Below are 18,790 nucleotides of genomic sequence, written 5' to 3'. Positions count from 1 at the left end.
GGCTCCTATTGGGTGATCAGCTCTGCGGTGGCTGTGGCTTGGACGGGGAACGGCACGGGGAGGAAGGTGGCCGAGTAGTCGGTGTCTACGGTGACGGTGATGCGGTCGCCGCTGACGGCGACGCTTCCGCCGACGCCGGCGGCGGCGAGGTAGCCGTTGGCGGCGCTGACGGCTCGGCTGCTGTCGATCGCGGTGGTGCCGTCGCTGATCGCTTGGCCGCTGACGGCGTTCGCTGCGGCGCGGGCGGCGCTGGCGGCGGTGGTGTAGGCCTGCTGGTTGGCTTGCACCTTGCCGGCGCCGTCGACGACGAGTCCGACGATCGCGAGGAACGCGACGGTCATGATGACGAAGTAGATCGTCGCGACGCCCTTGTCGTCGCGGAACTTGGCTCGGAGCCTCTGGACCATGGTGTTCATCGCCGCTCCCTGTAGGCGTCGACGGGAGAGGCGGCGGTGCCTGTGAGGACGCGGGTGCCGGGCAGGCCGATCATGGCGGCGTCGCTGAGTGCGACGGTGCAGGAGACGGTCGCGCTGACTCGGCCGGTGGTGCCGATCGGGGCGCTCAGGCCGGAGGCGTCGATGTTGACGGAGAGTGTGGTGCAGTTGACGCCGGACTGTTCCATCGAGATCCGCGCCATGTCTTCGGCTGCTTCCTGCGCCTGGGCCGTGGTGCGCGCGAGCGATGCTTCGCGGGCCGCGGCCGACGCTGCGGACTCGACGGCGTTGCCGGCCAGCGCGAGACGTCCGGAAGCTGCGAGCAGCACGAGCACCGCGGCGAGCGCCGGGGCGAGGATGGCGATCTCGAGGCCGGCGGAGCCGCGTTCGTCGCGGAGCTTGGCGATGAGGGTTCGGATGGCGCGCATGGTCAGTTCACCCACCTTTCGGTGGGGCCGGTCACGGTGACGTCGATGTTGGTGGTCAGTCCGGGGACGAAGGAGGGGGCGGTGCCGGTGACGGTTACGGTCACGGTGTTGGCGCCGCGGTCGACCGCGACGGATGCGCCGCTGATCGGTGAGCCGGACTGGTTGAGGACTGCGAGGCCGGCGGTGGAGCCGTCTGTGCCGCTGGCGTTGTAGGCGCGGGCGGCGTTGTAGGCGCTGGTGGCGGCGGCGTGGGCGAGGTTGTTGGCGTGGAGGATGATGCCCAGGTGCAGGAAGACCGCGAGGACGAGCAGCAGCACCGGGGCGATGATCGTGTTCTGCAGCGTGGCCGCACCCCGATCACCGGCGAGCGCTTCTCTGAGGCGCTGCCGGTGACCGGTGTTGGAGGTGCGGACCATCTGCGGGTGGCTCTTTCAGCCGGTGGGGATCTGGCCGGCGTAGGCGTTGATCGCGGTGACGATGATCGCCACGACGGCCACGGCGGCGAGCGCGATCCCGGCGGTCCAGATGACCTGCTCGAGGGTGATGGAGCCACGTTCGGGCTCTTCGGTGAAGCGAGCTGCCCGCCCGCGCATGCGGGACAGGAACTCTCGGCTCAGGGTCGACATAGGATCCTGGTTCCTTTCTCTCTCTGGGTGGGTGGTGCTTGGTCTATTAGGTATAGGCCTCGGTTTGGGGCCTTCGCGGACAATCGACTTCCAACGTCTCAGAAGAATGCGTTGAGCACGAAGGGAGTTCCGAGCAGGAGCATGAAGAGGACGCCGGTGAGGGTCATCGGGATGGTCATCTTGTTGGTTGCTTTGTTCGCCTCCGTCACTTCGTCATTCAGAAGTCGGTCCCGGAGGTTCTGCCCCCGTGCCCTGAGTGTCTCATATACCGATGCTCCTTGCTCCCCTGAGAGCCTGATCACCTTGGCGATTTCACCCAGGTCGGGGACGTTGATCTCGAGGGAGAGCTGCTCGAGCGCGTCCCAGGGTGCGGTGCCGGCGTAGCGGGCTTCGGTGAGGGTTTGGCGGATTCGGACGAAGGCCCAGTTGCGTCCGACTTGGGCTGCGGACTCGAGGGCTTTGCCGGGAGGGGCGCCGCTGATGCGTTCGGATCCGACGAGCTCCATGTAGACGGCGACCGAGCGGGAGAACTCCTTGCGGGCGGCTTCGGCTTGGTCGCGGACGAGCAGGTTGGGCAGGTACCAGCCGCCGATGGCGAGGGGGATGCCGAACAGTGCGGGGATGTAGAACGCGGTCAGGCCGAGGACTTGGAAGATCAGTCCGATCGCGATGGGGGCGATGAGGCCGAGGCCGGCGGAGAGCACCTTCTGGTACAGGAACCGGTTGACGCTCATGCCGATCAGGCGCAGATCGCGGGTGGGGATCTTGAGCGAGGGGCTGTCGCCGACGCGACGGAGGACGGCTGAGCCTACCCGGTTCTCGAGGGTGGCGGCGTAGGCGGGGTCGGCGGCGACGGTGGTGGTGCCGATCCGATCGAGCGCTGCGGAGAGGCTGGGCTGGGTGGGCACCAGTGCGGCGATGACCAGCGCGAAGCCGAGCCCCAGGACGAGGCCAGGGAGGACGATTAGTGCGAGGTTCACTTCTCACCAGCTTTCTCGGTGGCAACGAGCAGACGGGGTGCCGGCACGCCGCGGCTGATGCGTCGCATCCACAGCAGTACGAGGGCGTAGCTGACGAGGTACGCGGCGAACAGGAGTTGACCGATCGGGGTGCCGTAGGGGGCGGAGTACTGCTGGGCGAGGACCAGGAGTACGAGCAGCGCGACGGTGAAGTAGACGACGAACCTGGCCTCGTTGCGCGGGGTGGCGCGGTCGGCTTCGATCTGTCGGCGCATCTTGACCCGCTCGAAGATGCTCTTGGCGAGATCCTCGAGCGAGGCGGCGAGGCCGGATCCGCGGAGCTCGGCCTTGCGGAGAAGGTGCATCACGAGCACGTCCGCGGTCTCGTCGTTGAGGTCGTCGGCAAACGCCTGCAGCGCCGCGGTGGTGGTCCACCGGGCGTTGATGCGCGCGACGAGCTGCGTGACCTGTGGGCGGATCGCTTCGGGGCAGCTGCTCAGCGATGCGGCGATGGTGCGTTCGAGGCCGGCACCGGAGACGGTGAGGCCGGCGAGGCTGCGGGTCCAGGACTCGAGGGCGTCGAGCTTGGCGATCGTGTTCTCCTCGGGGCCCTTCTGCAGCAGCCATGGCAGGCCGACAGCGGCGACGGGCACGGCGATCACGAGCAGCCACCATCCGGTGATCAGCGCGAACACCAGACCGACCGCGGCGCCGCCGACGAGCTGGATCTGCTGCGTGCGGGTGAAGTCGCGTGTCGCCTTCCCGCGAAGTGCGCTGCGCGTGGGCAGCCCACTGGTGCTGGGCTTGTGGGCGGCGCCGAGGATGACCAGGATCGCGCCGGCGACCGCGACGATGATGCACAGGGCGAGGGTTGCGGTAGTCATCTCACACTCCCAGGTTCGCGGGGTCGAAGCCGTAGAACTTGAGCTCCTCGAGGAGCCGCGGCGATGGCATGTCAGCGGTGATGAGGCTGCCGGTGGATCGGTCGAAGCGGAACACCTGAGAGGCCACGGGGCGGGAGTTGTTCTGCTCCTCGCCGGGCAGGATCTCGGCGATCTCGGTGACGACGCGGCGGGGCTTGCCGGTAGCGGGGTCGATGATCTTCGAGATCTGCACCACGATCTTGATGTTCTGCTCGATCATCCGGTAGGCGTACACGGGGGTCGTGTTGTTGCCGCGGGACAGCATCAGCGCCGACATGCGGTCGATCGAGTCGTCTGCGCTGGCGGCGTGCAGGGTGGACAGCGACCCGACACCGGACTGCATGGCCTGCATCATGGCGTAGATCTCAGGCCCGCGGACCTCACCAACGATGAAGCGCTGGGTGTCCAGTCGGAGGGTGTCGTAGACCAGGTCTTCGGGGGTGATCTCACCGGGCAGCCGCCCATCGGCGCCACGCTCCCCCTCCCCCGGCTTCGCCTCGAGTGAGACCACTCGAGGGTGGCGGTCGTTGATCTTGTGAAGGTAGAGCTCACGCTCCATCTCGATTGTGACGATCTTCTCTTCGGCCGGGATGCAGTCGGCGAGTGCGCGCAGCAGTGTGGTCTTGCCTGCGCCGGGGAAGCCGCTGGTGACGACGGAGACCCCGGCGATGACGGCCGCGCGGAGGAAGGCTGCCGCCTGGCGGGTGATGGTGCCGCGCTCCACGAGCTGGTCGAGGGTGACGTCGACGAGGCGGTGGATACGGATGACGATCGTGGGGCGGGTGGCGACGGGTTCGGCGATCGCTGCCAGGCGCGCTCCGCCGGGCAGGTCCATGTGCAGTCGCGGCCGGGCGCTCGTGAACGATCGTCCGCCCTCACCCGAGCGGGCGGCGAGCAGGTTGATCTCTCGCTCGAGCTCACGGTCGTTCTCGGCGATCGGGTACTGGTACTTGACCACGCGGCCGTCCGCGTAGGAGATCCAGACGTCGTCGAACCCGTTGATGTGGATGTTCTCAACGTCGGGCTCGTCGACGAGCGGCTGCAGCCGACCCAGGCGGAACAGCTGGTCGAAGACGGCCTGCCGGATGGCGGTCTGCATCGGCGCCGGCCAGCGGCCCTCGCCGGGGCGTCGGGTCTGGTCGTCGACGCGAGCTCGGACCCGGTCAACGATGTGGTCCTGCGCTGTCTGTTCGCGCTGCTCGGCGGTGATGTCCATGGACTCGCTGAACACTGCGGCGAGCTCACGGGAGACCTCGTCGCGAATGGCGGCGATGTCGGCCCAGGGCAGATCGCTGCGGGCGTCGAGGGTGGTTGGCGGGGTGACCTCGGGTGCAGGCCGTTCGGGGATGGTGGGCGGTGTCGGCACGATCGGAGCTGCGGGTGCCGTGGGGACTGCCTCGGCCGGGGCGTTCCGCTGTGCCGCACGGGTCAGGTGCGCGGCGGCGTGTCCCAGGTTGCGCAGGCCCGTGTCGGCCGGTGCGGTCGTTGGTGCCTGCGGTGTTGCCGGTGCCGGCGCGGTGGCCGGTGCTGGCGCGGTGAAGAACGGGATGTTGCCCAGGTCTGCAGGGTCGGGCGTGGAGTCGCTCACTGCTGTCCCTCCCAGTCGGTGGTTGTGTATGTGCGGGTGTTGAGGACATCGCTGTAGCTGTGCAGCAGTGCGCCGATGGCCCGCGAGTAGGGGGTGCGCTGGGCACCGAGGGTGGGTGCGCCGACCGAGTAGATAGCGGCGCCCTTCGGATCCCAGGGGATGGTGCCCAGCAGGTTCATGCCGATCTGCTTGGTGACGGTCTTGAGAGGCCAGGTCTCCTGCGTGGTGGAGCGTTCGGTAACGAGGAGATCCACGTAGCTGGCGTGCCCGATCTCGTTGAGCGTGTTCAGCAGCCACTCGGGGACGGTGTTGCGGTTCTCGTCGAGGGATCGCCAGTGTGCGAGCACGGCTGCCACGGAGGGCAACGTGCGATCGGTGAACAGGGTGATGCTGTCCGCCTCGCGCAGTAGCGGGAGACGAGGGTCGTTGACGTGGAGGCGCCCGCCGTCGACGAGGATGTCGTAACCGGCGGACTCGTAGGGTCGCAGCGCGTCGAGCAGTGCCCGCCAGAAGTGGGGGCCCGCGCCGGCGGCGCCCTGCAGGCTCTTGAAGCCGGGGATGAGCACTGAGCGGGGGCTGAGCTCGACGGTCTGCTCCCAGAGCTTGTCAGGGGTCAGAGCGCCGTACTGGTCTGCGACGGCCGCTTCGGTCAGTCCGGTGCTGTGGTAGACCTGCCCGCGGATGAGTCCGGGGATGATGCTGCTGGTCTTGGTGGTGTCAGCCTCGACGAGGATCACGGGCTTGGACCAGTTGAGGGCCAGGGCGCCGGCGGCGGTGGTCACGCCGGGGGCGCCGGACGCGCTGGCAAGGAAGATGATCGCCATGCGGGGTCACTCCCCCGTCGAGTCGATGACCAGCGCGACACGGCCGGTGGCGGCACGAGCGGCGATGTCGGGTGCTTCACGGTTCGGCACGACCAGGTCGACAACCCACACCTGGGTCTCAGTGTCGTAGGTGGCGGTGAACACCGTGGCGTCGAAGCTCTTGGGGGTTTCGACGGGCGGGTCGCCCTGAGTGACGGGGGTCTCGACGACACGGACGTTGTCGCCTGCTGCGAGCTGGTAGCCGGGCATCTGCGCCTGGGTGAGCGTGACGCCCACGATCGAGGAGCCGGACGGCACCGCGAGGGTGTCGCCGGTGTTGGCCGACGTGATGAGGGTGCCAGCGGGCAGGTCGACCAGCGCGGTGGTTCCGACGAGGTCGGCGGCATCCGCGGCGGAGACGGCGTCGACCTGCTGCCCGCCGGCGAGCTGGATGGTCGTGAGGTCGTCTGTGGTGATCGTCTCCCCGCGTGAGACATCGACGCTGGTCGCCATGACGCTGACGGTGCGGGTGAGGTTCGTGGTGACCCACCACACGCCGATTCCGCCGAGGAGGACAAGCGCGATGCCGAGGGCGATGATCGCGGGGCGCCGGCGAGACTTCGTCGGCTGCAGGACTGCAGGAGTGAGTCCTTGCTTCTGCTCGCCCTGCTCGGTGGTGTCTTTCGTGCGCTTGCTCTTGCGGTCAGTGGTGGTGGTCATTGGAAGTCAGTCCTTCAACGTGGGCGGATGTGGCGTAGGTGTCTAAGCAGTTCGGTGAGTGTCTCATATACCGCTGTCGCGACAGCTGGTCTTCTGCTGTAGCTGGACACCGCACCGTCTATTCGAGAGGCGGAAGGAATGCCTCGTAGGCGGTGATGATGACGAAGTTCCGGGAGGGAGCATCGAGTTCAGCGGTGACGCGATCGAGGATCGCGCGGTACGACGGGGCAACGCGCACGGTGTGCTTGACGCGAGGCCCCGCATCAGTGACGGGGGCGGGACGCTTCTGCCGGTTGAACAGATCCGTCCAGTCCTCGTCAGTCTCTTCTCCGCCGGCGGTGGCCTGGCGGATCAGTTCAGGAAGACGCTTATAGGTGGCCGAGACGGCGTCCAGGAGGACCGTCTGGTGGCTCTTGCGCGTCTTGGCCATGTACGCCTGCAGTCGGTCGTTCAGCGGGACCGGAAGGTGGACAGGGACGCCCTTGGTCGCGGTCTCCCGCTCCTCCCCCTCTCCCCCGTCTTCGTCCTCCGCGCGGGTCGTGCGAGTCGGCTGCTTGCGCGGCGCCTGCTTCTTCGCAGGAGCGGCCGCAGGTTCGACCGCCGCTGCAGGGACGGGCTCGGTGGGCGGAGCCTGGTCGACGGTGGGCTCCACGGGTTCTGCGGGAGCCGGCGTCGGCACGGCGCGGCGGGTGAGTTTTCCGAGATCCTGGCGTGCCACGTCAGGCCTCCTTCATCTGGTTGGCCCACAGCGATGTGAGCTCCAACGCGACACTGGTGTAGTCGGAGATCGCTGCTTGGTTCTTGCGGGAATCGGTGTACTGCGTGACGACCTTGCCGTCGTAGGGAGCGTCCTCGATGCTCGCGGACAGGCGGATGTGACGCTGGAACCGCGGGAGTCCGATCTGTCCTTCGATGAACTCGACGGTGTCGAGCTGCTCTTCCCAGTCCTCGAGTCGCCGCCCGCCTCGGCGGGTGTCGATCTTGTTCAGCAGGAGTCGGTAGGGCACCCCAGTCGGGATGATGTGCTCGGCGAGCGTGTCCGCGACGGACTCGATGGCCATGGTGGCCGCTTCGAGCGGCAGGACGATGAAGTCGGCGACCTGCAGGACTGCGGTGAGAACGCCGGTGTTCTCATGGCTGCCAGGTGTGTCGACGAGGACGATGTCGTATCCGTCGAGGTCACGCAATCCCATGATGTTGTTGGGGTCGACGTCGGCGGCGAAGTCGAACGGAAGGTCATCCCCCGCGCGCTCGGCCCAGCGTGCTGCGGACTGCTGCGGGTCGACGTCGACCACGAGCACATTGTTAGCGCGGGACAGCGCGGCCGCGAGGTTCATGACGGTGGTGGTCTTGCCCACCCCGCCCTTCTGGTTGCAGACGCCGATGATTCTCACGATCGGCCTCCACGGCTGAGGGCGTTGGCAGCGGTCGCGCCAGTCGAGCGCGCGGTGTGCGGATGTGTGGCGCGGGTATGGGGCAACTGTGGCGGGTTCATGGGCGCCAGTATAGCGTCACATTCACGCCTATATGCAACAACAATCGCGCGTGTCTGGCGCGACACATGCGCTAGAGCATGTGGAGCTACGGCGCTAGAACTGTGCGATGAACGCGCTCTGTCGGTGCAAGAACAACGCAAGCAGAGCGCTTGACAGTGCGCATCATCTAAAACAAGACCCGCGCCATAGTGGCTACATACGGGCACAAGCAATGCGCAAGTAAGGGGCCGTACAGGCGACAGCCGGGCGCTCGTAATGCGCACGTTAGAGCGCAACAGCATGCGCGGGTAGGGCGATGTAATAGCGCGAATATTGCAGTTGATATTGCGGATGGCTGGCGCGGGTATGGCGCGGGGGTTGCTCAGCGTATCGCGCAAGTGATGCGGTGATCTGGCGGGGGAGTGGCGGAGGCTATCGCGGTGTTGCTGCGAGGGTACAGCGCAGAGCATGGCGGCGGGGTGGCGCGTGTGTAGCGCGGCGCTGGCGATGGTGGGGTGCGCGGTGTCGCGAGGGCTGGTCATGGAGTCGTGGTGGGGCATCCAAACGATGGATGCGGGCGTAGACGGGCCTGTGCGGCCTGCTGAGGCGATTTCGGCCATGAGGAGGGCTCCGAGTGAGGCGGAGGGGAAGACAGGGCCCCTGGGGGCCATCCAGAGGCCCTGTCTGTCTGGGGGGGCGGAGCGGGAGTGTTGCTCCGGCCTGTGGGGAGCGCTCGACTCGTCGACTGCGCTTGCCCCCTGGATGGCGGGTTGGCTCAGCTGCGGCGCGGGGCGTAGGAGACCTTGGCCTCCATGTCGCCGCTGACGGCCTGCATGAGCTTGGTGCGGATTCGGCACACTCGGCGGTTGAGCGTCTCCCGGCTGACGCCGAGCTCGACAGCTGCTTCCTCACGCGCCACACCGGGATCACCCTCCGCGAGCTCGATGCGAGCAAGCAGCTGGACCTCGTCGCGGCGGAGGGTGCCGGAGTCGATCGCCCAGGTGAGGATCGTCACCAGATCCCGGAAGACGTCATCGCTCTCGTCGGGGCCTGCGATCTTCTCGAGCAGCTCGTCTTCGACCGGCATTGCGTCGACGCTGTGCTCGCTGCCGAACCAGACTCCGAGGTTCTTGATCGTCTCGAGGCGGATGTTTCCGGAGACGGAGTGGACCCGCTCGAGCGGGTAGGTGTGAATGACCTCCCAGAGCACGCCGATCGTCGCGGTACGGGCGTCGGCGGGGGAGTGCTGCCACAGGCTGCGCATGCTGCTGCAGCTGCTCGGCAGCCGCAGCGCGAGCGGCATGAACGACTTGAGCAGGACGCGGCCGGCGATGGTATCGCCGGCGTGCTCGAGGGTGAGCAGCTCGAGCAGGAGCGCGTCGCGCTGTTCGGGAGCTTGCGGCTGCCGGATGAGGTTCACGGCCTCATCGCCAGTCAGCTCGCCGAGCGTTCCGAAGTGGTGAGTGGTGTGGGAGTGGAAGCTGTTCCACTCATCGAACAGCTGGTCGGCAAGAGGTGATGTCTTCGCCCAAGCAGTCATGAGAAATGGCCCTTCGTCGTGACGTCGGTTGACGAAGGGCCACGTTCCTCAGCACCCCTGGTTCAGATCCTGGAAAGTTCCGGCCGGGCAGGAGAGCGCCCGATCGGCGGATGCTGGCTTCGGTGGATCTGAGTTGCGATCCGATGCTGTAAATACCTGTTCAGGGGCGGTTTCCATGCCTCGCTGCATGGGCGCAATATCCACGCAAGATTTCTTCGATCCGCGATGTCCGCGAAGGGCCGAAAACCCGGCCTATACAGATATGCCCCCGTTGGTCGGGAGGCATCAGGACTCCGCGGAAGGGACAGAAACGTGAGCGAGAGCAGCACCGCAGACAGCGCCGACGACGCCATGTGGGAAGGATTCAAGCCCGACGCTGCACGCGCGATCCGTGCGCGCCAGGGGTTCGAGGAAGCAGTGGCGAGCACTCTCGACGCACCCTTCGACCCCTCCACGCATGGTCGCGTGGTGAAGGCGGTTGAGGAGCTTTCGGCAGCGGTGCCGGCAGCTCTGCGGGTGGCGCAGCTGCGAGTGGGAGGAGCTGCATAATGGCGCGTCGTGAGAAGACGTCGAAGCCGGCCAAGGAGACGAAGACCGTCCCGGCACAGGGGAGCAGCTGGACCCATGGTCGGCAGCTGGGCGGCAAGCTGCTGTCCGCGCTTCTGTTCGCCGCGATCGCGTGTGGGCCTATCGCGCTCTTCGCCGCGGCCGCACGTCCGGCGCCCGTCGTCGCCGCAGCGCCCGAGGCGCAGGCAGCGGGGCTGAGCACGCAGCAGCAGGCTGCCGGCGGTTACGCGGAGGGCTTCGTCTCCTCGTGGCTGAGCGCGACGAAGGACGCACCGGGCGACCTGGCTACCTACGTCGACCTGGCGGCGCTGCGGCAGCTGTCGGTCACGGCCTGGGAGTACCGCGACCTGTCCGTGGTCTCCATCACGCCCGTCGACGGCTCGGACTTCGTCAACGTCGTCGTCGCGGCGAACATCAAGGAGCTGTCGGTGACGGACTCCGACGACACCAGCACGACGAGCTGGCCGCGCCGCTACTTCCAGGTGGCGATCGCGGTCAACGGGGACACGGTGAGGGCAGTCGGTCTCCCGGCCCAGATCTCCGCTCCCGTCCAGGGCGAGACAACGTCGCTGGTCTACAAGCAGACCATCGGATCCTCTGACCCGTCCGCGGAGACGGTGTCGGCGTTCCTCGGCGCGTACCTTGCCGGCTCGGGTGACCTGTCCCGATACAGCGCCCCGGACACATCTTTCGTGGCGATCTCGCCCGCCCCCTACGTGATGGTCAACGTCGAGGAGATGCGGTCGGACCTGACGCCTACGGAGTCCCCGAGCGATGGCGACACCCTCAAGGTGCTCGCGACCGTCTCACTGCTGAGCCCGCTGGACCAGCAAGTGACCTCGACGTACACGCTCACCCTCACCGCGCGTGCCTCCCGCTGGGAGGTCAGCGCCATTGATCTTGCACCGCAAGCGGTCTCCGACAAGGGATCGACAACCCCCACGCCGACACCGTCCGGTAACGGCAACTAAGGAAGGAACACCAACCATGTTCGATTGGATCAACGGGATCACCGCTGATGCGACGACTGCTTTCCGGGCGGTCGTGTTTCTCGCAGCAGCAGTGATCTTCTTCGTCGTCGCCGCCAAGGTGCGGTTCGCCATGGCGACGACCATCATCACCGGCATCGCGTGCGGCCTGGCCATGTTCCTCGCCGCCGGCGGTGGCGAGTGGGTCATGGGCCTCATCCAGACCGAGACCGTCGACGCCATCGGAGTCACGATCCATCAGATCGCAGCTCCGGCGGACGCCCTGGTGCTCAACGAGACCACCACCGCGGCCGGCGACACGGTCTACCGGCTGGTCGCGTAAAGGGGCGAACGTGGCCGATCGCGACGAAGAGAGAGAGGTTGCGCGCTTCTACACGCGCAGCCGCCGGTTCCCAAAGTTCATCGGCCGTCTCCACGACGGCACGAAGATCCCCGGGGGCCCCTACACGCTGACGCAGGGCGTCGTCCTGGCGATCGTCCTGGTCGTCGCCCTGCTGACGCAGAGCGTGTGGGGGACTGGCTCTCCGATCGTCGATATCCCCGTCGCTGCCTTCGTGTCCTGGGGAGCAGCGTGGGGAGCCGGAAGGATCCCGGCCACACGCCGGAACCTGCTGAGCATCATCACCAGCGGCCTGTCCGCGATGACCCGCCCCGCAGCCGGCCGCTACCGCGGAGTGACCATGCGGGTTCGCCCGCCCCACTTCGCAGGCGGCGGAACAACGATCGCCGAGCCGGTCGGAGCCACGCTCACCACCCCGGATAGCGAGACCACCGCACCCGCACCGGAAGCGCCCGTCGTGGCGCAGCCGGTCCTGCAGCCGCGCTCGACGCCGCTGCCGGCGCACGCACCCGCACACGCGGTCAGCGGCGTCGAGCGCCTGCTGCAGCAAGCCCGAGGAGGCAACTGACCATGAACAACACCGACATCCCGCTCGGCATCATCGGCCGAGGCCGCGGCTACGTCATCAAGACCCTCGTGGTCAAGGCGGAGACCGCGCGTGGGCCGATCTGTGCGGACCCCGCTACCACGAGCTACGCAGCCCTCCTCCCCATCCTCGGCGGCACGCCGATCACGGCACCCCTCAGCGGCGGTCGCGATCTGCTGCTGGCCACGCCGACCGACTGAGAAACGAGACGACGATGCAGATTCCGGCAACAGCGATGACGAGCAACCTGATGTGGACCCGCTCGGGCGTGGTCTGGGCTACGTGGCGGCTGCAGCCGCTCCCGTATGCCTACGCCACCACGGCGGCAAAGCAGCTCGTCAAGGCGCACCACCAGGCGCTCTTCCAGGCGCACCGGGGCGAGGGACTGCTGCTGGGGCTGTGCGCTGACCTGGATCCGGTGTCTGTCGTGGAGCGGATGCTGGACGGTGTTCGCATCGACGAGTGTCCGGACTGGGCGCGCGAGGTCGAGCTGACCCTGGACGCGCTCGAGCAGATCCCGCTTGGAACGCGCGCGTTCTGGTTCTCGGTCCCGCTCGCGGCCGGTTCGATGAAGGCTCGCGCGAGGTCGGCAGTGCGCGCCGCCGACACCAAGCTGCGCGACACGTTGGCTCTTCCCCGTCAGCTGCCTACCGACTCCGAGATCGCTGCGGCCGCGCGGATGGCCAAGGAGATCGAGGTTCGCATCCCGGCCGCGTTCCAGCCGACCCGTGCAACGCCGGCCGAGCAGATCTGGATCGCCCTTCACTCGCAGCAGCGCGGCCTCTCCGCAGATCTCGCCGCCCCTGTCCCGCCCGCCGAGGGTACCGAGGACGGATTCGGCGTCGACGAGCTCGCGCACTTCCAGATGCCCTCCGCGATGCCGAACCCATGGCTCGACGAAGGCGGACAGAGCGACCTTCCCAAGGGGCAGCAGTTCCTCCCGTTCAAGCGCCGCTACCTCAAGGTGCACAGCCCCTACGCGGACGAGACGTCGTCCTACCAGGTGGTGCAGGCCATGGTCGCCGCACCCAAGGCCGGCTGGGTTTCGCCCGGCGTCGAGTGGATCTCACACGTCGACCAGTTCCCCCTTGACGTCGACTGGGGGATCCGTTTCACCGTCACCGGCGCCGACGAGGTCAAGCGTCGCAACAAGAAGGCCGAAACCGCCCTCGAGGAGCAGTACAAGCACCAGGAGGGCACCGCGACGATCACCGGCGGCGGATCCGACCTCGGAGAGATCGCGGAGACGCTGGCCGCCTACCACGCCTCCCTCAACCGCTCCGATAAGGAGGTCGAGGTTCAGGCGACGGTGCTGTTCGCTGTGGGGGCAGATACCGCCGATCTCGCGAAGGCTAAGGGCCGGTTCGTGGCAGACGAGTACAAGCGCGCTGACTTCCTCCTCGAGGCTCCCCTGGGAGGTCAGGAGGAGCTTTGGTGGGCGATGATCCCCGGCACGCCCACCGGGCGCATCGTCCGTGAGCTCACCCAGATCACGACGGGCCGGGAGTTCGCGACCGGCGTTCCGCTTTCCAGCAACGAGCTCGGAGACGAGAAGGGCGCCCGCTTCGGCGAGAACATCAGCACCGCCCGGCACACCCCGATCCTCCGCGACGCGGACGGCAGTATCCAGGCCGACACCAGCGCCAGCTTCGGCGTGGTCGCCGAGCTCGGCGCCGGCAAGAGCGTGCTGCTCAAGGGAGACATGGGCGACACGGTCGACCGCAACGGCCGCGTCGTCGCGATCGACCGCACAGAGGCCAAGGAGTACGCGGTTTTCGCGCAGAGCCTCCGGCCGGACACCACGACGATCGTTGACCTGATGACCCCGGAGTACTCGCTGGACCCGCTGCGGGTGTTCGGCCCTCTCGTCGGCGCACGCATGGTGCAGTCGCTCTTCGCGGTGATGCTCGGCATCCGGGCCCGCGACTCCCGAGGCGTCGCCCTGTCCCGCCTCCTCGAGCCGGAGTACGTCGCCGCGCACGACATCACCAGCCTCGGTCGCCTGCGGGCGCACCTCAAGACGATCTCCTCGGCGGAGAGCGATGAGCTGTCGGGCCTGATCAACCTGGTCGCGTCGAAGGACATCGGCGAGGTTCTCTTCAATGACGGGCTGACCGCTGTCGACCTGAAATCGCGTGCCCTGGTCTTCCTCACCCATGGGCTGTCGCTGCCAGACAAGACCGAGCTCGAGCACGCGCACCTGTTCGAGGAGATGCCCCTGGAAAAGATCTACGGCCGCGCCATGTACGCGATGCTCATGGGGATCTCCCGCGAGGTCTGCTTCATGAACCCCGGCGAGCTCGCCGGCGCCTACTTCGACGAGTGCCACCACATCACCCAGTCACCGGAGGGAGAGCGCGACCTGCGCATCGGCATCCGCGACGGTCGCAAGCACCGCGCGTTCTTCGCCCTCGGCTCGCACGACCCCGCCGACTTCGGAGAAACCCAGACCCGAGGCCTGCTCAAGACCCGCTACGTGATGCGCCAGACCGACAAGGAGCTCGCTCGCCGCGCGATCGAGTGGCTGACCGGCGAGCCCGCGGACCCGGCGATGGTCCAGGTGGTCACCGAAGACCTGTCCCCGCTCGGGGCGGACGGAAAGGTCGCCCCGGAGCGGCGCGGCGAGGGACTGATCCGTGACCAGCGCGGTCGAATCGGGAAGTTCCGCAAGACGCTGCCCGAGCGCCCCGACCGCCGCGAAGCCGTGCTGTCGACCCCGTCTCTGGTGACACCATGATCACCTTCTACCGGCACACCTTCGAGACTCTGGGCGGCGCGTTCTGGCGGGTCCGTTTCTGGGCGCACGATCACCCGCGGTGGAGCAAGGTCATCGCCGTCGTCCTGATCGACCTGTTCCTGGTCCTGTTCGGCAACACGTACTGGGCCTTCGCCGCTGACGGCGGCGGCTCGTCCCCGTTCATGCTCGGCGGCGACATCACTGACAGCGACGGCGTCCCGCTGACCAACTACACGGTGCTTCCACTGGACCGCGGCGATGTGTTCACGATGGGGAAGTTCTTCATCTCCATGTGGATCGACCCGATCTGGACCGGGCATCTGGGTCTGGTGTCGTGGATGATCTGGTTCTGCAACTGGCTGCTCTCCTTCGAGTGGGTCGACATCGTCGCGGCACCGTTCGGCGCGCTGGCCGACCTCTTGCAGGACTTCCTCGGCGAGATCGCATGGATCCCGTTCGCGCTGACGATCGCCGGCGGTGTCGCGGGCCTGGCGATCATGCTCGGCCGGCACTCCACCGGGTGGGCGGAGTTGTTCATCTCTGCGTGCTGTGCGGTGCTGGCGACCGGTCTGCTCGCTAACCCGATCGCCTCGCTCACCGCCGCAGGCGGAGCATTCGACACCGCCCAGGAGTACGGCGGTCAGATCGCTGCCGTCGTCGTCACCGACGACATCAACAGCACGGAGCTCGACTCCGAGAACCTGCTGTCAGCTGCGGTCACGTCGCAGCTGGTCGACATCTTCGTGAAGATCCCTGCGCAGACGATCGCGTTCGGCCACGCCCTCGAGGGGCAGTGCGCCGCGACGTTCACCGACACGATGACCAACTCGGCGCCCATCCAGACCGGCGGCAACGAGGTCCGTGACGCGGTCGGCGGGTGCGACGAGGCGGCGAAGACGTTCAACCAGAATCCGAACTTCGGCCAGGTGCTCACGGCCGTCACGATGACCCCCGGAGCGCTCACCCTGTTCATCCTGCCGATGGCCTTCGGGGTGCTGTTCCTAGTCACGGTTCTCGGCTTCCTGATCTCCGCACTCAAGACCATGTGGAACGTCTACATCGGGATCCTCCCGGTCAACCGATACCCGCTGTGGAAGTCCCTCGCCGACACCTTCATGGGCCTGGTCGCCATCGTCTTCATGGCAGTCGTCATGGCGGCCGTCCTCAAGCTCACCGTCGCAGCGATCACCGGGCTCAGCAGCCTGGGAATCCCGCTCGTCGCGCAGATGACCTTTGCGACGCTGGTGATGATCGTGCTGCTGTTCCTCATCATCCGAGCGCGTCGCATTGCCAAGAAGACCGGCCGGTCGATCGCCGAGCAGCTCTCCAAGTACGGCATCGGCAAGGGCGCGCCGGCGCAGCGCGACGGGGTCAAGACCGTCGCGGCGATGAGCGCCGTATCCACCGTCGCGGCCGCGGCGCTGCGTCGCCCTGACAACAAGGTCGACGCGCGCTCCATCAACTTCGGCGCGGGGGCTGCGCAGGACATCGGCACAATGACCGCTACACGCCCGCCCGCGGCTCCCAAGCCGCCCTCGACGCCCTCTGGCGGCTCACCGAGCCGTCCCGCCCTCCCGTCGCCTCAGATGGGCTCTGGGTGCGGCGCTGGCGCGGGTGCTGCCGCCAAGGCCTCGAAGACCGCGGACCTGGTCTTCACGGCCGCGCGGATCGGCAAGGGTGCCGCAGCGGGCGGTGTGGCCGGCGCCGCCGGCGCCGCGGCGCTCGAGGTCGGTGGCCGAGTCGCGAGCAAGGGAGCGTCGAAGGCTGTCTCCGCGGCCGCGGCAGGCGCGAGCAAGCCGCGAGCTGCGGGCGACCCGAAGGTGGTCTCGATGGTCGTCGACCAGGGCCCGGCGCCCACGCGCACCCCGGACGGTCCTCGACGGATCGTCGTCGACTCCTCGGGCATGGGACACATCGAACGGCGCCCCTCGTCAGGTGTCGTCGACATCTCGTCCCTGCCGGCGCGCGCGCCTCGCTCTCCGCGCAGCGGTGAGATGCGCGCCCGGCTCGCGATCGCACAGAAGTAACCCCGCATGTCCGCATCGGGAGTACTCGAGCGCTCTGCCGACGTCGCCGGCGCCGTCAATGGGGGAGACGACGGGGACGGTGGTGGTTCGCGCAAGGTCGTCCTCTGGGTGATCGCGCTCGTGCTGGTGCCGGTGGTGCTCTTCGCCGGCTACACGATGTTCCTGATGATGGCGATCGCCGGCGCCTCCGGCGGTGGGTCGTCGCAGTGCACCGCGGGGTCGCTGACCACCGACAAGCTCGAGGTCCAGACCACAGGAGGATCGACCCGCACCCTCGGTGCGACGGAGCTCGGCCACGCGGCCACCATCCTCTCGGTCGCCCGCTCACTGGGCGTGTCCGCGCGGGGCCAGCAGATCGCGATCATGACCGCGCTGCAGGAGTCCGGCTTGAAGATGTACGCCAACTCCTCCGTGCCTGAGTCCCTCGATTACCCGCACGACGCGGTCGGCAGCGACCACGACTCCGTCAACTACTTCCAGCAGCGTGTGTCGGGCTGGGGCACCGTCGAGGAGCTCATGGACCCCCTCTACGCAGCCAAGGCGTTCTTCGGCGGCGAGGAGGGCCCCAACGGCGGATCGCCGCGTGGGCTGCTCGACATCCCCGGCTGGGAGGACATGGGGCTGGGGGAGGCCGCGCAGACCGTGCAGGTCTCCGCATACCCGACCGCTTACGACAAGTGGGAGCCCGCAGCACAGCAGATCATCACCGCGGTCGGCGGGTCGATCAGCTGCGACAGCAGCACTGTCGTCGGGCAGGCCGCTTTCCCCCTTGCGGCCGGCTACCAGATGACCTCCGGCTACGGGCCGCGCGACATCACCGTTCCGGGTGCGTCGAGTTGGCATGTCGGAATCGACCTGCAGCGCTGGCCAAACCCGTGCGGCGACCCTGTCTACGCGGTCCTGCCGGGCACGGTGACTCTCAGCAGCTCACTGTGGTTGTCGATCAAGCACCCCGATGGGTTCGTGGTGTCCTACCTGCATATGTACAAGAGCGAGCGGCTCGTCGACGTCGGAGACACCGTCACCGCCGGCCAGCAGATCGGTGTCGTCGGGAACGTGCCGCCCAGTGGGGGATGCCACCTGCACCTGGCCGTCAACAAGAACGGGACGACGAATCAGGCCGTCGCCGGGCTGCAGGAGGCGACTGCACTCGGTGCCCCCTCGCAGTACGCCGGCTACGTGAACCCCGAAGAGTTCCTCCGCCTGTATGGCATCGAGATCTGTCCCACAGACGGCACTTGCCGACGCCTCTGACCCCCCTGGAAAACCGAGTCAACTCGCGGCATGTAACCCTCCTGACGGCCTGGAAACCGGCCTGTAGGCTGGGGGCAGCCCCGGCCCGAAACGGGGCCGAAGCCTCTCCCACCCAGACGGTGACTCGTGCCCTCAACAGATGTCAACGCCGCTGGTGACACCGACCGACCCGCCGGGTCAGTGTCGGCCACCGGCTACCGCTCGATCGCATACTTCCTGCCGGTCGCGCTGCATGCACGGCTCAAGGCTGCGTGGTGGTCGACGAGGGATGAGCCGGAGGGTGCGCCCGCGCTGGCCGGTCTCGTCGAGGTCGCCATCGGCCGCGAGACCAACCGCCTCGAGCAGCTCTACAACGCCGGCTCCCCTTTCCCTCCTGCCCCCGACCGTGCCCAGGGTGTGAACCCAAGAGGAGCCGCGGGATACCGCCATCAGACCTACTACCTGCCGGTCGCGCTGCACGCGCGCCTCAAGGCTGCGTGGTGGTCGACGAGGGATGAGCCGGAGGGTGCGCCCGCGCTGGCCGGTCTCGTCGAGGTCGCCTTCATGCGGGAAGCCGACCGCCTTGAGCAGCTCTACAACGAGGGTGCCCCGTTCCCGCCGGCGCCGGCCAAGGCGCGAGGGATCAGCCGCGCTGCAGCACAACGACAGGGCGAATGGCTGCGAGGCGAGTGGGAGCGCCGGCGACAGGCGCAGACCCCGCCGACCGACTCCAACGACTGACCCGACTCCGCGCCACGGCGACGTGTTGCACCGGGTGTGCGGTGCAGTATGCCGCCGATGTGCGGCGCAGTATT

21 protein-coding genes are annotated in these 18,790 nt (G+C 67.7%); 9 read left to right on the top strand and 12 right to left on the bottom strand.

The window, feature by feature from the left end:
* Positions 1-5: 5 nt before the first annotated feature.
* From V2S04_RS14180 to V2S04_RS14125, 12 genes are all read right to left on the bottom strand, one after another.
* Positions 6-416: a pilus assembly protein TadG-related protein gene (locus V2S04_RS14180; protein ID WP_062635302.1), complete on the bottom strand. Its 411-nt coding sequence runs from the start codon at positions 414-416 to the stop codon at positions 6-8.
* A complete protein-coding gene (locus tag V2S04_RS14175) occupies positions 413-862 on the bottom strand; it encodes a hypothetical protein (RefSeq protein WP_062635300.1) in 450 nt (149 codons plus the stop codon). Before V2S04_RS14175 ends, V2S04_RS14180 begins: the two co-directional genes overlap by 4 nt.
* A gap of 2 nt (positions 863-864) precedes the next feature.
* A complete protein-coding gene (locus V2S04_RS14170; RefSeq protein ID WP_062635298.1) occupies positions 865-1,278 on the bottom strand; it encodes a TadE/TadG family type IV pilus assembly protein in 414 nt (137 codons plus the stop codon).
* A 15-nt stretch (positions 1,279-1,293) separates the two neighbouring features.
* On the bottom strand, positions 1,294-1,488 hold the full coding sequence (locus V2S04_RS14165) for a hypothetical protein (RefSeq protein ID WP_005052697.1): 195 nt from the start codon (positions 1,486-1,488) through the stop codon (positions 1,294-1,296).
* 98 nt (positions 1,489-1,586) lie between these two features.
* A complete protein-coding gene (locus tag V2S04_RS14160) occupies positions 1,587-2,468 on the bottom strand; it encodes a type II secretion system F family protein (RefSeq protein ID WP_062635296.1) in 882 nt (293 codons plus the stop codon).
* The gene (locus V2S04_RS14155) at positions 2,465-3,331 is read right to left on the bottom strand and encodes a type II secretion system F family protein (protein ID WP_062635294.1); all 867 of its coding nucleotides are present in this window, start codon (positions 3,329-3,331) and stop codon (positions 2,465-2,467) included. Before V2S04_RS14155 ends, V2S04_RS14160 begins: the two co-directional genes overlap by 4 nt.
* A gap of 1 nt (position 3,332) precedes the next feature.
* Entirely contained in the window at positions 3,333-4,958 is a 1,626-nt protein-coding gene (locus V2S04_RS14150) for a CpaF family protein (protein ID WP_413639038.1), read from the bottom strand.
* The gene (locus tag V2S04_RS14145; protein ID WP_005052708.1) at positions 4,955-5,782 is read right to left on the bottom strand and encodes a hypothetical protein; all 828 of its coding nucleotides are present in this window, start codon (positions 5,780-5,782) and stop codon (positions 4,955-4,957) included. Before V2S04_RS14145 ends, V2S04_RS14150 begins: the two co-directional genes overlap by 4 nt.
* 6 nt (positions 5,783-5,788) lie before the next feature.
* On the bottom strand, positions 5,789-6,481 hold the full coding sequence (locus V2S04_RS14140; RefSeq protein WP_005052710.1) for an SAF domain-containing protein: 693 nt from the start codon (positions 6,479-6,481) through the stop codon (positions 5,789-5,791).
* Between the two features lie 118 nt (positions 6,482-6,599).
* Positions 6,600-7,199, bottom strand: coding sequence for a hypothetical protein (locus tag V2S04_RS14135; RefSeq protein WP_005052713.1), 600 nt, complete (start codon positions 7,197-7,199; stop codon positions 6,600-6,602).
* 1 nt (position 7,200) lies between these two features.
* Complete coding sequence (locus V2S04_RS14130) at positions 7,201-7,875, bottom strand: ParA family protein (RefSeq protein WP_005052715.1); 675 nt, start codon at positions 7,873-7,875, stop codon at positions 7,201-7,203.
* An 856-nt stretch (positions 7,876-8,731) separates the two neighbouring features.
* Positions 8,732-9,496, bottom strand: a complete 765-nt coding sequence (locus V2S04_RS14125; RefSeq protein WP_005052717.1) for a hypothetical protein — start codon at positions 9,494-9,496, stop codon at positions 8,732-8,734.
* Between the two features lie 312 nt (positions 9,497-9,808).
* Between V2S04_RS14125 and V2S04_RS14120 the strand changes: the two genes are divergently transcribed.
* The 9 genes from V2S04_RS14120 (at position 9,809) to V2S04_RS14080 (ending at position 18,716) form a co-directional block, all read left to right on the top strand.
* Positions 9,809-10,045, top strand: coding sequence for a hypothetical protein (locus tag V2S04_RS14120; protein WP_005052720.1), 237 nt, complete (start codon positions 9,809-9,811; stop codon positions 10,043-10,045).
* The gene (locus tag V2S04_RS14115; protein WP_005052723.1) at positions 10,045-11,034 is read left to right on the top strand and encodes a conjugal transfer protein; all 990 of its coding nucleotides are present in this window, start codon (positions 10,045-10,047) and stop codon (positions 11,032-11,034) included. Before V2S04_RS14120 ends, V2S04_RS14115 begins: the two co-directional genes overlap by 1 nt.
* Positions 11,035-11,050: 16 nt before the next feature.
* Positions 11,051-11,374 carry a hypothetical protein gene (locus V2S04_RS14110; protein WP_005052725.1) on the top strand — a complete coding sequence of 108 codons (324 nt, stop codon included), beginning with the start codon at positions 11,051-11,053 and terminating at the stop codon, positions 11,372-11,374.
* A gap of 10 nt (positions 11,375-11,384) precedes the next feature.
* On the top strand, positions 11,385-11,960 hold the full coding sequence (locus tag V2S04_RS14105; RefSeq protein ID WP_005052728.1) for a hypothetical protein: 576 nt from the start codon (positions 11,385-11,387) through the stop codon (positions 11,958-11,960).
* Positions 11,961-11,962: 2 nt separating this feature from the next.
* Positions 11,963-12,178 (top strand): hypothetical protein, encoded by a 216-nt coding sequence (locus V2S04_RS14100; protein WP_005052730.1) that lies wholly within the window; start codon positions 11,963-11,965, stop codon positions 12,176-12,178.
* 14 nt (positions 12,179-12,192) lie between these two features.
* A complete protein-coding gene (locus V2S04_RS14095) occupies positions 12,193-14,715 on the top strand; it encodes an ATP-binding protein (protein ID WP_005052733.1) in 2,523 nt (840 codons plus the stop codon).
* Positions 14,712-16,742 (top strand): hypothetical protein, encoded by a 2,031-nt coding sequence (locus tag V2S04_RS14090; RefSeq protein ID WP_413639036.1) that lies wholly within the window; start codon positions 14,712-14,714, stop codon positions 16,740-16,742. The genes V2S04_RS14095 and V2S04_RS14090 overlap by 4 nt, the downstream gene beginning before the upstream one ends.
* Before the next feature lie 6 nt (positions 16,743-16,748).
* Entirely contained in the window at positions 16,749-17,996 is a 1,248-nt protein-coding gene (locus V2S04_RS14085) for a M23 family metallopeptidase (protein ID WP_005052737.1), read from the top strand.
* Positions 17,997-18,122: 126 nt separating this feature from the next.
* Positions 18,123-18,716 (top strand): hypothetical protein, encoded by a 594-nt coding sequence (locus V2S04_RS14080; RefSeq protein WP_005052738.1) that lies wholly within the window; start codon positions 18,123-18,125, stop codon positions 18,714-18,716.
* Positions 18,717-18,790: the final 74 nt, after the last annotated feature.

Origin of the sequence: Microbacterium sp. OR21 (assembly GCF_047306785.1) — a bacterium.
GTDB classification, from domain to species: domain Bacteria; phylum Actinomycetota; class Actinomycetes; order Actinomycetales; family Microbacteriaceae; genus Microbacterium; species Microbacterium esteraromaticum_E.
This window is presented reverse-complemented; position numbering and strand designations above follow the sequence as displayed.